Source organism: Sphingobium sp. R-21 (assembly GCF_049913335.1).
Taxonomy (GTDB): domain Bacteria; phylum Pseudomonadota; class Alphaproteobacteria; order Sphingomonadales; family Sphingomonadaceae; genus Sphingobium.
In genome coordinates this window covers 850935-863470 of sequence record NZ_CP184375.1, presented here as the reverse complement: position 1 = coordinate 863470, position 12536 = coordinate 850935, and the positions used below count along the sequence as shown (strand labels likewise).

The 12536-nt window shown below is 62.6% G+C and carries 16 protein-coding genes and 1 pseudogene; 7 read left to right on the top strand and 10 right to left on the bottom strand.

The window, feature by feature from the left end:
• Positions 1 to 45: 45 nt before the first annotated feature.
• The 5 genes from ACN9MX_RS18525 to ACN9MX_RS18505 form a co-directional block, all read right to left on the bottom strand.
• On the bottom strand, positions 46 to 3246 hold the full coding sequence (locus ACN9MX_RS18525; RefSeq protein ID WP_426387599.1) for an error-prone DNA polymerase: 3201 nt from the start codon (positions 3244 to 3246) through the stop codon (positions 46 to 48).
• Between the two features lie 269 nt (positions 3247 to 3515).
• Complete coding sequence (locus ACN9MX_RS18520) at positions 3516 to 3857, bottom strand: hypothetical protein (RefSeq protein WP_426387598.1); 342 nt, start codon at positions 3855 to 3857, stop codon at positions 3516 to 3518.
• Between the two features lie 25 nt (positions 3858 to 3882).
• Positions 3883 to 4062 carry a hypothetical protein gene (locus ACN9MX_RS18515; protein WP_426387740.1) on the bottom strand — a complete coding sequence of 60 codons (180 nt, stop codon included), beginning with the start codon at positions 4060 to 4062 and terminating at the stop codon, positions 3883 to 3885.
• Positions 4063 to 4107: 45 nt separating this feature from the next.
• Positions 4108 to 5628: a Y-family DNA polymerase gene (locus tag ACN9MX_RS18510; RefSeq protein WP_426387597.1), complete on the bottom strand. Its 1521-nt coding sequence runs from the start codon at positions 5626 to 5628 to the stop codon at positions 4108 to 4110.
• The gene (locus ACN9MX_RS18505; protein WP_426387595.1) at positions 5543 to 6304 is read right to left on the bottom strand and encodes an ImuA family protein; all 762 of its coding nucleotides are present in this window, start codon (positions 6302 to 6304) and stop codon (positions 5543 to 5545) included. The genes ACN9MX_RS18510 and ACN9MX_RS18505 overlap by 86 nt, the downstream gene beginning before the upstream one ends.
• Before the next feature lie 131 nt (positions 6305 to 6435).
• On the opposite strand from ACN9MX_RS18505, the gene ACN9MX_RS18500 reads away from it, so the two are divergent.
• From ACN9MX_RS18500 to ACN9MX_RS18490, 3 genes are all read left to right on the top strand, one after another.
• Positions 6436 to 6597: a hypothetical protein gene (locus tag ACN9MX_RS18500; RefSeq protein ID WP_426387594.1), complete on the top strand. Its 162-nt coding sequence runs from the start codon at positions 6436 to 6438 to the stop codon at positions 6595 to 6597.
• Between the two features lie 68 nt (positions 6598 to 6665).
• Positions 6666 to 7001: a hypothetical protein gene (locus ACN9MX_RS18495; RefSeq protein WP_426387593.1), complete on the top strand. Its 336-nt coding sequence runs from the start codon at positions 6666 to 6668 to the stop codon at positions 6999 to 7001.
• Positions 7002 to 7005: 4 nt separating this feature from the next.
• The gene (locus ACN9MX_RS18490; RefSeq protein WP_426387591.1) at positions 7006 to 7368 is read left to right on the top strand and encodes a hypothetical protein; all 363 of its coding nucleotides are present in this window, start codon (positions 7006 to 7008) and stop codon (positions 7366 to 7368) included.
• A gap of 408 nt (positions 7369 to 7776) precedes the next feature.
• On the opposite strand, the gene ACN9MX_RS18485 is transcribed toward ACN9MX_RS18490, so the two are convergent.
• Positions 7777 to 8037, bottom strand: coding sequence for a hypothetical protein (locus ACN9MX_RS18485; RefSeq protein WP_426387590.1), 261 nt, complete (start codon positions 8035 to 8037; stop codon positions 7777 to 7779).
• A gap of 20 nt (positions 8038 to 8057) precedes the next feature.
• On the opposite strand from ACN9MX_RS18485, the gene ACN9MX_RS18480 reads away from it, so the two are divergent.
• Entirely contained in the window at positions 8058 to 8264 is a 207-nt protein-coding gene (locus ACN9MX_RS18480; protein ID WP_426387589.1) for a hypothetical protein, read from the top strand.
• Positions 8265 to 8293: 29 nt separating this feature from the next.
• Positions 8294 to 8953 carry an SOS response-associated peptidase family protein gene (locus tag ACN9MX_RS18475; RefSeq protein WP_426387588.1) on the top strand — a complete coding sequence of 220 codons (660 nt, stop codon included), beginning with the start codon at positions 8294 to 8296 and terminating at the stop codon, positions 8951 to 8953.
• 160 nt (positions 8954 to 9113) lie between these two features.
• On the opposite strand, the gene ACN9MX_RS18470 is transcribed toward ACN9MX_RS18475, so the two are convergent.
• Positions 9114 to 10259, bottom strand: a complete 1146-nt coding sequence (locus ACN9MX_RS18470; RefSeq protein ID WP_426387586.1) for a diguanylate cyclase domain-containing protein — start codon at positions 10257 to 10259, stop codon at positions 9114 to 9116.
• Positions 10260 to 10506: 247 nt separating this feature from the next.
• Here ACN9MX_RS18470 and ACN9MX_RS18465 point away from each other — a divergent pair, with 247 nt between their 5' ends.
• Together ACN9MX_RS18465 and ACN9MX_RS18460 are read left to right on the top strand one after the other, a co-directional pair.
• Entirely contained in the window at positions 10507 to 11154 is a 648-nt protein-coding gene (locus ACN9MX_RS18465; RefSeq protein ID WP_426387584.1) for an SOS response-associated peptidase, read from the top strand.
• Positions 11151 to 11345 carry a DUF6961 family protein gene (locus ACN9MX_RS18460; RefSeq protein ID WP_426387583.1) on the top strand — a complete coding sequence of 65 codons (195 nt, stop codon included), beginning with the start codon at positions 11151 to 11153 and terminating at the stop codon, positions 11343 to 11345. The genes ACN9MX_RS18465 and ACN9MX_RS18460 overlap by 4 nt, the downstream gene beginning before the upstream one ends.
• A 43-nt stretch (positions 11346 to 11388) precedes the next feature.
• Here ACN9MX_RS18460 and ACN9MX_RS18455 read toward each other — a convergent pair.
• From ACN9MX_RS18455 to ACN9MX_RS18445, 3 genes and pseudogenes are all read right to left on the bottom strand, one after another.
• Positions 11389 to 11469, bottom strand: a pseudogene (locus ACN9MX_RS18455) (glycine zipper 2TM domain-containing protein); the annotation flags it as partial.
• A gap of 3 nt (positions 11470 to 11472) precedes the next feature.
• Positions 11473 to 11763: an HU family DNA-binding protein gene (locus ACN9MX_RS18450; RefSeq protein ID WP_426387582.1), complete on the bottom strand. Its 291-nt coding sequence runs from the start codon at positions 11761 to 11763 to the stop codon at positions 11473 to 11475.
• A gap of 247 nt (positions 11764 to 12010) precedes the next feature.
• Positions 12011 to 12493, bottom strand: coding sequence for a hypothetical protein (locus ACN9MX_RS18445; RefSeq protein ID WP_426387581.1), 483 nt, complete (start codon positions 12491 to 12493; stop codon positions 12011 to 12013).
• Between the last annotated feature and the right edge of the window lie 43 nt (positions 12494 to 12536).

Sequence of the window (12536 nt, the reverse complement as noted above, 5' to 3'; positions counted from 1 at the left end):
GAGTTCCCCAAAATCGGGGCCTTCAGGATTGCCTTCGCGACGGCATCAATGAAAATTCCTGCTCTTCACCAACGCCCAGTCGCGGATCTGATCAATGTGCAAATCTCTGATCAGAATGTCGCGTGGTTTGTGTGATCCAGCCATCACCTCCCCTCGCTGCCCCAACGATCCCAGCAACGGCGACAGGTCGATAAGCTTCTTCGCGATCACATGCACAACCTCGCCCTCACGCTGCACCTGCCCATAGAGGCCGAGCATCCGCGCGCCCATGACGATCCGCCGGTTCTGCTCGAACATGCGCGGCCAGATGATGAGATTGGCGATCCCGCTCTCATCCTCGATCGTGATGAACATCACCCCCTTGGCCGATCCTGGCCGCTGCCGGACCAGCACCAGCCCGGCCAACCAGATATAGCGCCCGTCCTTGGTCGTATCGAGCGCGCTGCACGGCACCATCTTCTGCCTGAGCAGTTCCTCGCGCAAAAACGACACCGGATGCTGGCGGAGGGTGAGGCCCACATGGCCATAATCCTCGACCACCTCCCTGCCCTCGCTCATCGGCCGCAGCGCCACTGGCTGCTCGACAATCTCCTGCACGAACCCATTCTCCCGTGCGTCAGCCGCCGCGAACAACGGCAGTTGCTCGTCGCGCAGCGCCTTGATCGCCCACAGGGCTTCCCGCCGTGCCAGCCGCAGTGACGCGCGAAAGGCATCGGCCTCAGCCAGCCGGTTGAGCGCGCCTGCTCCAACACCGGCCCGGCGCCACAACTCCTCTACGCTGACGAACGGCTCATCCGCCCGCGCCGCGATGATCCGGGCGGCGTCCGCCTCCTTCAGCCCCGTCACCATCAGCATCCCCAACCGCACGGCGAACCGATCGCCGTCGATCGGCTCCAGCGTACAATCCCAGCGTGACGCATTGATACAGACCGGCCGAACCTCGACCCGGTGCGCCCGGGCGTCCGCCACGATCTGCGCGGGGGCATAGAAGCCCATGGGCTGGGCATTGAGCAGGCTCGCGCAGAATATCTCAGGATGCCAGCATTTGAGCCAGCAGGAAGCATAAGCGATGAGCGCGAACGACGCCGCATGGCTTTCCGGGAATCCATAGCTGCCAAAGCCCTCCAGCTGTCCGAAAGTCTTTTCGGCGAACTCGGCGGTATAGCCACGCTCGACCATGCCGCTGACCAGCTTCTCCTTGAACTTCGACACGCCGCCAGTGAACTTGAACGTCGCCATGGCTCGCCGCAGCTGATCCGCTTCCGACGCGGTGAACCCGGCGCATTCGATCGCGACCCGCATCGCCTGCTCCTGGAACAGCGGCACGCCCAGCGTCTTGCCCAGCACCTTTTCCAGTTCGGGCTTGGGATATTCCACCGTCTCCTTGCCCGCCCGGCGGCGCAGATAGGGATGGACCATATCACCCTGGATGGGGCCCGGACGGACGATCGCCACCTCGATCACCAGATCGTAGAAGGTCCGAGGCTTGATATGCGGGAGCATCGCCATCTGCGCCCGGCTCTCGATCTGGAAGGCGCCCAGCGTGTCGGCGGCGCGGATCATGGCATAGGTGCGCGGGTCTTCGGGCGGGATCGAGGACAGGTCCATGCGGATGCCCTTGTGCTGCTCCAGGAAATTGAACCCGCGCTTCATCGCCGTCAGCATGCCCAGCGCCAGGCAGTCGACCTTCATGAACTTGAGCGCGTCGATATCGTCCTTGTCCCACTCGATCACCTGCCGGTCGGCCATGGCGGCGGGCTCGATCGGCACCAGCTCATCAAGTCGGTCATGGGTCAGCACAAATCCGCCGGGATGCTGCGAGAGATGGCGGGGCGTCCCAATCAGCTCCCGGGCGAGATCGAGCGCCAGCCGCAAGCGCCGGTCGGAGAGATTGAGGTTCAGCTCTTCGACATGGCGCTCCTGCACGCCCTCCTCGCTCCAGCCCCAGACCTGACCCGAAAGCGCCTTGATCAGATCTTCCGAGAGGCCCAACGCCTTGCCGACATCCTTGATCGCGCCCTTGGCGCGGTAGCGGATGACCGTCGAGCAAAGCGCGCTATGATTACGGCCATAGGTGTCGAACACCCATTGCATGACGATCTCCCGCCGCTCATGCTCGAAATCGACGTCGATATCGGGCGGTTCCTTGCGCTCCTGACTGACGAACCGCTCGAACAGCAGGTCGGATCGCTCGGGATCGATGGAGGTAATGCCCAGCACATAGCAGACCGCGCTGTTCGCGGCTGATCCCCGCCCCTGGCACAGAATATCCCGGCTGCGCGCGAAGCGGACTATGGAATTCACCGTCAGGAAATAGGGCGCATAGCCCAGCTCGGCGATCAGCCCCAGTTCATGCCGCAGCAGGCGCGCGACCTTGTCGGGCACGCCCTCGGGATAACGGGCCTCCGCCGCTTCCCAGCTCATCTGCTCTAGCGCCGCCTGCGGCGTCAGGCCGGGAACGCTGGCTTCGTCGGGATATTGATATTTGAGTTCGTCGAGCGAGAAGCGGCAGCGCTCGGCAATTTCCAGCGTCCGCGCCAGCGCCTGAGGATAGCGGCCATAGAGCCGGTGCATTTCAGCGGCCGGCATCAGATAGCGATCGGCATGGAGTTCGCGCCGGGCGCCCAGCTCATCGATGGTGCAGCGATGGCGGGTGCAGGTCATCACCTCCTGCAGCACCCGGCGATGCGGATGGTGATAAAGGACGTCTCCCGTGATCACCGTCGGCACTGCATGCCGTGCGGCGAGATTGGAGAGATTGTGCAGCCGCAGCTGATCGCCGGGCCGTCGGCGCAGGGTCAGCGCCAGATAGCCCCGTCCGGCGAAGAGGGCAGCAAAGCGACCGATCATGGCTTGCGCTTCCTCCACTTCCTCCGGCAGCAATATGGCAAGCAGTCCTTCGGCAAATTCCCCGACATCGTCCCAGCCGATGATGCACTTGCCCTTCCCGCCCCGCTTCTTTCCGCGGCTGAGCAATCGGCACAGATGGCCGTAGCCGGATCGGTCGATGGGATAGACCAGCAGCGACGGACCTTCGGCAAGGTCGAGCCGGCAGCCGACGATCAGCTGGACGCCGGTGACCTTGGCCGCCTCATGGGCGCGCACGATCCCGGCCAGGCTGTTGCGGTCCGTAATGGCCAGCGCGTCGAGGCCGCAGGCCTCCGCCTGGGTGAACAGCTCCTCGCAGCTCGACGCACCGCGCAGGAAGGAGAAATGGGAGGCGCATTGGAGTTCAGCATATCGCATGGCGGCACCTGCCGATTCTCACATCATAGCGTATATGTTCGCTATTTGTTCCAACGCACCAAGAGTCAACAGCCCCGGCGGGGGCACTGCCAACTGGTGCGCGAAGTGCCGCTGCCTTCAACCGCCCCGGCCCAGCATCAGGACTGGATAAAAGGATCCCCGCCGGAGCAAAGCATCACGGCGGGGCCAGTTCAGAGATATGCCGCTCGAAGGGGAGGAAGCGACAAAAACAAGCTATGCCTTTTGCGTAGCAATTCAAGATGGATTCGTCACCGTTTCGGTGCGGATGGCTCGTCGAGATGACAGTCCTGCCAATCCCAATCATCCTTCTGGACGAAGGCGACATAGCCATCGTCCAGAATCAAGGTCGCTTCGCCATTGCGAAAATGCTGGCCCAGCGACGAAGGCTTACGGACGAGGACCAGTTCGCTGTCGGCCAGCTGCACGCGCGCCTGCCGCCCTTCGATGCGAAGCCCGAAGCCACGCCCCTGCCCGCAAGCGACGTGCAAGAGTTCATGATTGTCGGCGGCCTGAGCCGGCAAAGACCCGGCCAACATCAGGGCTGCGATGAGGGGAAGTGCAGGCACGGCAATCTCCACGGCACGCATCATCCCAGGCTCCAACGAAGTTCCGCGCTTAATCCTCCGCTGACACGGCGGTTCCGTTGGCAAGCGCGTCGCTGATCATTGCCGCCAGTGTTTCTTCCGCGCGACCGCGCGCGGCCGCGTCCTTGGATTCCAGATCATGCCGCAGCCATTGGGGCGCGCGCTCGATCACCCTTAAAATCGTAGCGTTTGTTTTCTCGTCCATTTTCAAGGCCTATGGTCGACGGGCATCAGCAGGGCAACAAGGCTTTGCTTCTCAGCCGAAAAGCCCATGCAGGAACCAGCCCTGCCCGCCCGTCGCGCTGTCCATGCCATCGCCCTGTCGAAACACCCAGTAGCGGGCTCCTGTTTCATCTTCGATCAGGAAATAATCCCGGACGCTCAGCCACTCCGCCTCGCTCACATGCCATTCGCCATAGATGCGTTCCGGGCCATCGGCCTGCTTCACCCGCCGCCTGATGCCCCGCCAGACAAAATGGACCGGCGGATGATCGGGCAGCAGCGCCATGGTGTCGATCGGCGCGGGCCGCGCGAACAGCCGTGCCGGCCGCGGCCAGCGTTCAGGCCAGCGCAGCAGGGTCGGATCGGCCATGGGGGCGATTCGGGTCACTGATCGTTCGGGGATATCGCTTTCCCGCGCGGCATAGCGGTAGAGTCGCTCCTCCCCCACCCTGTTGCCCAATATGTCGACCAGCGCCGCCACGTCGGGAACCGGCACATCGCCCAGATTGGAGATGGTGCGAAAACTCAGCGGCTCCACCGCCGGTGCCGCCAGCAGCATCCGTTCTATGCCAAAGCCCGGATCGACGGTCTCGATCCGGTCGCACAGCAATCGCCCCATCTGCTTGGCGTCCCGGCTGGGCCGGGCAAGACCAGCGCGGATCGCCTCGATCACATTGTCGACGCGGTGGAAGCGCAGGTCGAGCCGGCGCGCGCCCACCCCTGCTTCCTCCAGTTGCTGGCAAAGCTGATCGACGAGCTTACGGGTGTAGCGGGCCAACGTCTCGGGCGCGCCGATGGGTTCGACAAAACGCCGCTCCACCTCAATGCGCTCGGGCGCGGCGATCGGCTCGAACGGTTCCGATGCCCGGCCATAGGCCTGGTCGAGCCGTTGCCCCGGCATGGATCCGAACCGCAGTGCGAGCGAGGCGCGCGGCATCGCCTCCAGATCTGCGATGGTTTCGAGGCCCAGTTTGCTGAGCGAGAGCACGGTGGCGCGGTCCAGCCGCAACGCGGCCAGCGGCAGGGCGCCGATGGCGCCGACCAGCTCCAGCGGGTCGACGACGCGGACCGGATCGGCGCCATAGCGCGCCAGCGCATGGGCGGCACCATAAGCCGGTGCACAGACGGCGCGTCCCGCGGTTTCCACCTCGGCCAGGCGCTTCAATATGTCGCGCAACACACCCAGCGCTCCGCCATGGGCGTGGGCCGCGCCGGTGATGTCGAGCATCAGCCCATCGGGCGGATCGAGCGCGATGATGGGGGCGTAGCGACGAAGCGACCAGATGGCGAGCCGCTCCAGCGCTTGCCGGTCCTCTTCTGGTTCGGCGTCCATCATGGTGAGATCGGGCACCAGCGCCTGCGCCTGGGTCGCCGCCATACCTGCATGCAAGCCGATCGAGCGCGCGGCCGTATTCGCCGCGGTCAGCACCCGGCGATTTCCCTCCATGCCGACCAGAACGAGCGCCGCGTCAGGAGGCGGCGCGCTTCGCCCAAGCCTGCGACGCAGCCGATCGGTCGGCCAGGTCGGCAGGAAGAGCGAGACGACCTGTCGCATCACATGCTTCCACCAGAAAATCAGCGCTTTCGCCCGCCCGGCAGCGGATGAGTTCGACGAACCAGCGATGCCGCCCGACGCCGGGCACCGGCAGCGGCTCGGACGGCACCGCCGTCACCCGCCAGCGCGTCGCCGCCGCCGTGGGTTGCCCAAGATCGGAGGCTTCCGCCGGTCGGCGCCAGCGGCGCACGGCGATGCCGATCGTGCCCGTGCTTTCCGCCGCCAGTTGCAGGCGCCGCGAGGCCGTCATCGGAAGGCGGGCAACCTCGGCCACCACGCCGCCCAGACCGCCATGGCGCAGCCCCTCTTCAAAACAGGAGAGTACAGCGGTTTCATCGCGGGCTTCCACATAGATGACCCGATCGGGATCGAGTCCGGCCTGGGCGATGGCCGGCGCGAAAAGATCGGCCTGCGTCATGCACCAGAGAATGCTGCCGCTGATCCGCCCGACAATGCCCGCGGCGAAGAGGGCGGCGGCCGCGCCATCGGTCGCCCCCTGCGAGCCGCCCGCCACCTCGTGCAGTGCGCCCAGCGCCAGGCCACCACCGGGCAGCTTCGAGTCCATGGCCTCGATGCCGAACGGCAGCACCGATCGCGCACGGCGATCAACGCCCTCGATCTCGGCGATTTTCGCGCGCAGCGCAGCGACATGGGGACGTGCCCCTCTTTCCGTCATGAAGGGCCTCCTCTGACTCGGCGGTTGGATTCGTTCTTATTTTGTTCTAATGTTCATGAGAGTCAACGGGCCGGAGTCACAGCGCCTTCATGGTAGCCGAGACAGGCCTGAAATCATTGAGGAGAAACGCGATGCAACAACGGCGAAAGCTCAGTTTACGGCTCGGAAGCGAACGGGCCGACGCACCGGAACAAGCGGATTTGTTCGAATCGGCCGGTCCCGAACCGGCGACACCGCCGGTCGATTCCCGCAACGATCCGGCGCTCGTCGACGATGACGAGATCCCGTGGTGAAACCGGAGGCCGGCGCGGCTATGGCCCCTATATGCGGGGAGCCTTGGCCTGGGACGAGCGCGTGAGACATGCAAACCCGTGATGCCATCACCCGCGATCATGATCGGCAGACGACCTCCATCTTCGAGGCCGCCCATTGGGGCTATACGGTCAAGGTCGAATGCCGCTGCCGGCGGGTGGGTTTGTTCGAAGCCCATGGCCTGTGGTGGAAATTCCACCGCAAGGGTTGGACCGATGATTTTCGCGACGCAGTCCGATGCTTCTACTGCACCAACTGCTCGAAACGCTATGGTCGCAAGGTCCGTCCCGTTTCGATCGAAACCACGCGGCAGCCGCCCAAGATCAAATTTCCCCCTCCCGATGAGCGGGAATGGAAAAAAGCCGTGAGCCGACACAGAGGATGAAGCCATGAGCATCAAGGCCGTACCCGAAGAGCTGTTCGACATTCCCGACAATCTCTCGCCCGGCGAATATCGCCATGTCTGCGCCCAGATCGCGATCCAGGCCATCACCTATGCGATGGGATCGCGCGAGGTGAAGGAAGGCCATGCCAGCATCGCCATGCCCATGCTGACCGAAGCCCTCGCCATGGCTATCGCGATGCTCATCACCGCGGACGATGTTCAGCAGACCCCGCGCGACATGCGGCTGTCGGGCGAGCATTTCGGCAAGATGATCGGCGGCTTCGCCTCCATCCTCAAAAATGGCGACGACACGACCGGCACCCAGCTCATGGCCATGCTCGGCGTTTCCAAGACAAAGCTCAATTGAACGATCGCGCTACCAAGCTAGGAATTTGACGGTTGAACAATAGGTTCAATAAGATAGCACACACGGTAACAATATTTTTTTCGCAGCGCCCCGGATAGGTTTTGAAATGCTGTGTCGTTCCGATATAACGGGCGCGTCCTTTATTGCCCGACAGCAAGATGGACGCGCCCTGCACCTGTCCCTTGCGTGCAGGGCGCTTTCTATGCGGCAACGCTCACGCAAGCTTCCTGCGACTCCCTTGGTGCCCGGGAGATACAGCCATAATAATCATCGAAGTGAAACGATCCCTGAACGACCGCGCCACGCGCTCACTTCGCGAAAAGGACGCCATGGGAAATATCGTGTGCCGATCGCAGTTCCTTCAACTTACTTACGTGAATCAATGATTTATCCTCGTCTTGATTTCGATCAGCACGATTCTGGCGGAACGGCAGTCTTGACTGCCGGTTCTTCTCCCGTGCCGCTTCGGCACGCGAGAGGATGCAACTCATGGCAGACCAGAACAGAGACAATCAAATGGGCGGTGGACAACAGGGCGGACAGCCCGGCCAAAAGCCCGACCAGCAGAATCAACAGGATGAGCAGCGCCGCCAGCAGGGTGGTGGGCAGCCCGAACGCCGCGACGATCAGGATCGTGGATCTCAGCAGCGCTAACTGCAATCTCGTCACGAAGGAGGGCCGTCATTATCATGGCGGCCCTTTTTCATGCTATATTTTCTGCCGACATGACTTGGAGGCAGACCATGGAGGATGCTCACAGGGCCGCAGTGCAGGTGGCCGCGCTGACCGACGCGCAGTTGATTGCCATTTGGGCCGGCATCCTCGATACCGACGAAATGACCGAGGAGCAGCGGGCCGTCATCGACGAGATGGAGCGGCGAAACCTCGATTTCTGATCTTTGCCCGCCCAAGCGCAGGATAAATCTTGTCCAGGCTCCACACCATCACTGTGAGCGCGGCGGAGGTCGCCAAATATTTTGGCGCCGACATGCCCGCGCCCATTCCGGCGGTTGAAGATATCACCGAGGGCGCGCAGGGCATGGTGGTGTTCGAGAATAAGGGGCGGCGGATATTGCGGGCGGTGACCTGGGGTTTTCCTCGCCTCACCCGCGAGATGCGCGAACGCGACGAGGAGCCAGGCCGCATTGGCCTTGTCGCCGATCTCACCAATCCGATGTGGGAGCAGATGGTGGTAGATACCCGCTATCGGTGCCTCATCGCCCTCACCCATTTCGCCAATCCCGCCGGCACGCCCGGGGCCATGACCCGCACATGGTTTTCCGTGAAAGGCCAGCCGATCATGGCCTGGGCAGGCTTCTGCCGGAACCTGCCGGACGAGGGTCCGGTCTATACCGGCATGACCATGGAGGCCAATGCCGCCATCCCGCCAACCAACGACCGTATGCCGGTCCTGCTCGATCCAACCGACTATCAGCGCTGGCTCTATGGGTCGATCGAGGACGTCATCGCCTTTCAGTTCAGAGCGCCGTTCGCCGCCGAACGCATGATCGTCGAACCGACAGAGGATTTGTGGCGCAGCGGCAAGACGCCGCCCAGTGGAGGCGCGCAACTGGCGCTGCTTTGAGAGGCAGGTTGCGTTTGACGCACTTGTGACGGGCCGCTTCGCATTTGCCGGCCAGCGTGCCCGGTGCCACATGGGTCCTGCCTTTCAGGCATCCTCTCCTAAAACTCAGAAGGCCGGTCGCAAGATCGGCCATTTTTTTTGGGAAGCTGTGGGCGGATGCTCAGGCGACTGCCCGGCCGACCTCCTGATAGTCGTCCGGTCCGCAAAAATTGACCTGCGCCTTACCCCGCGCCTTTGACTGGTAGAGTGCCGCGTCCGCGCAGGCGATCAGCCGTTCGAGATCCAGCCCATAGTCCGGCGTCATAGCAATGCCGACGCTGACCGACACGCGCATGTCCGTGCCGTCGATAAGATAGGGTTCACTCAATTGCCGGATCACGCGGCGCGCCAGCAATTCGGCCTGATCTTCATGCTGCACATGGGTCTGGACGAGGAGGAATTCATCGCCACCCAGGCGCGATACCACATCCTCTTCCCTCAGCGCCGCCCGCAATCGGCGCGCTACCTCCAGCAACAGCTGGTCGCCGGCCGGGTGACCATGGCGATCGTTGATGCCCTTGAATCCATCGAGATCGAGATAGTGGATCGCCAACCGGTCCTCCGAGCCACGCGCGCCCTGAAGAGCTTCCAGAAAGGATTCCCGCAGCAGCAGGCGGTTCGGCAAACCAGTCAGCGGATCGTGGCGGGCGAGCTGGGCGAGATCATGTTTGGTGGTCAGATGGTCGACCGACGAACGGTAGAGATGCCGTACGGAATCGAGGCTCATCAGCGCCACGGCCAGAAGCAGCACGCCCTCCAGAGCGATAAACTCGGCATGGAGCGGCTCGCTAGATTCGGTGGTGGCATGCACCAGCATGGCGATTGATGTGGGCAGGACTGCCAGCGCCAGGCTGATGACGCAGAGCCTCGGTCGGGACGCATTGCGCGACACGATCCCAGCTCCAAAGGTGAAAACAAGGCTGATCGTACCGATATGGACGAGGGGCGCATGGACCATGAGCGCACGGATGTTGAGACCCGCCAGCAGAGCGGCGAAGACATAGGCGAGCGCCGCATAGCGGCGTTCCCATTTCTTCAATTCCGCCACACCCTGGTTGGCGCTGCCTGCCCGATGATAGGCGCCGATCAGGCAAACCCGAGCGATTGTCGTCAGAACCGCCGTTCCGGTCAGTGCGGCAATCATGCCATCGGGCCATCGGAGGTAGATCAGTATGCCCACGACAAGATAGAGCATGCCGAACCCGATGATCGGCAGGGTCATGGTGAAAAGGGTCGAAACGAGATCCCGGTACACCGCATCGGGCAAAGGGGGATGGATTTCTCGACCGATGATAGGGGACCCGACAGGGCGACCGTCTAATTTTCTTCTCTCCATTCCCTTAGCTCTCACCAACGAAGGTTAACGGCATCCTACCGACGCGATGACATGTGACCGATCCGGGCGCAGTCGTTCCAATGGGACGCGTCGAGCAGCTGTCCATATCTGGCTTTTGCGCCCCGTGGCTGGCCGGATTGGCTGTTGCGTGCGGCACGGACGATGATAGCCTGTGGGGATGTGCAACCTCTTCACGGTACGCAAGTCAGCAGCGGAAGTCGCCGCGCATTTCGGCGTGACCCTGCCGGTCACCCAGTTCAACGCACCAGACGAGGTCTATCCCGGATATCCCGGCATGGTCGTCCGCGAGAAAGAGGGAGCGCGCGTCCTGGAAAGCATGAGCTGGGGGTGGCCCGTTCGCCTCAAAGGCATGAAACCTGAATCCAAGCCCAAGCCTGTCAACAATATCGCCGACCTGCGTAAGCCCTTCTGGATTGGCGCGGCCAGAAAACCCGAATTCCGCTGCCTCATCCCCGTGACGGCCTTTGCCGAAGCCGAAGGAGAGAAGGGTGCGAAGACCCGAACATGGTTCTCGCTGCATGAACGCCCCATTTTCGCCTGGGCGGGTCTTTGGCGTGACAGCGCGGAATGGGGGCCGGTATTTTCCGGCGCCATGACCGATTGCAACGAGGCGATTCGCCCGGTCCACGACCGCATGCCGGTGCTCCTCCATGAGGGCGAATATGATCAATGGCTGCACGGCAGTTTTGAGGAGATTGTCGGTTTCCAGGACCGCTGTTTTCCCGACGAGTTGATCGCCATGGAGCGCACCAGCGATCCCTGGAACAAGCCCCGCTCCACGCCCACAGCCCCGACACTGCTGTGACGCCGGAACAGGAACACTGGGCGGAGGCGCTCGCCATCGAAAGGCAATGGGGCAACGATGCACCGCGTCACATTGCCGCGCGCGTCAGCGCCCTCGCTCTTGCGGGCGACGAGGCTGGCGTCGAACGCTGGATCGCGATCGCAGGGCGCTACGATCAATTGCAAGCTTGTGACGACAGCGCCGTTCAGTGATGCAAAAAGGCGGCCCCTTGGGATGCCGCCACTCCACAGCACCTCAGCAGCTCGAATTACGATCGATGGGACGGCCTGCCAACGCACCGGCTCCGGCGCCGATCACAGTGCCAGTGGTACGATCGCGTCATGTATCGACAGCGGCGTTCAGTCGTTTCAACATCGGTTTGCCCAGCTTGAAGAAGGGCCTGCTCGATGCCGAAACCTCCACCGTGTCGCCATTTTTGGGATTTCGGCCGGTTCGCGGCTCATAGGTTCGCACTGTAAACGATCCAAAGCCGCGCAGTTCGACCCGGCCACCGTTGGAAAGTCGGGCAACGATCTCGTCGAAAAACAGGCTGACAATCTTTTCGATTGCCTGCCCATCAAGCTCGGGAAACTCAACCGCCAGCGCCTCGACCAACTCCGTGCGTACCATCTTTCCTCCAAGGACCGACCCAAAGGTCATCCGACCACTCGCAGAAAATCGATATAATTCAAACAGTTTCTAGATCGAAAATGGTGTCAGGAAAGAATGCCCTCAATCCGGTAAGCCACCCGCGTGGTAGCCCCCTCGCCTCACCGCCCTACGGCAACAGCCCGGTACAGAAAGACGAAATCAGGCCGATCCGAAGCCATGATTTCCGCTGAGAACGACTGAACGCCAGATTGTGGCACGGCCATGCTCAGGTCGGCTTCCGCAAAGCGACACCCGATGCAGCATCCGTCTCGTCGCGAGCGGTCCCCACAACAGCGGCGCTGCTCGCCGCTTCCTGTCCCAACCGGCGCAGGGCTTCCCACGCGCGCGAGATCTTGTGCGCCTGATCGCGCTCAACTGGACAAAGAATGACTCTCAACGTTCTCGGCCCATTATCCGTGAGCCGCGCAAATGCGGCCCGTTCGCCAGGCGTCAGACGATCGATGCCGGAGACAGCGACGAGCCGGGGCTTGTCTTGTGTGAACGCCATATGCTGCTCAGGCTTCACGACCTGATCGAGGTGGACCCCGATAAATTGGAGACCCAGTTCTTGCGCTATCCCACGCAATTCAGTCGTAACATCACGGCCCGGTGCGATAAGGCTGATCAGCGCCTTGGGTTTTTCGACGGACGCGTTCCACAAATCCACCAGTCGCCCGCGTAGGTCTTTTGGCAAGGCAACGTCGGACATCAGATCTCCAGCAGGTGAAAGCGGATGGCCCAATGCCGCCTCC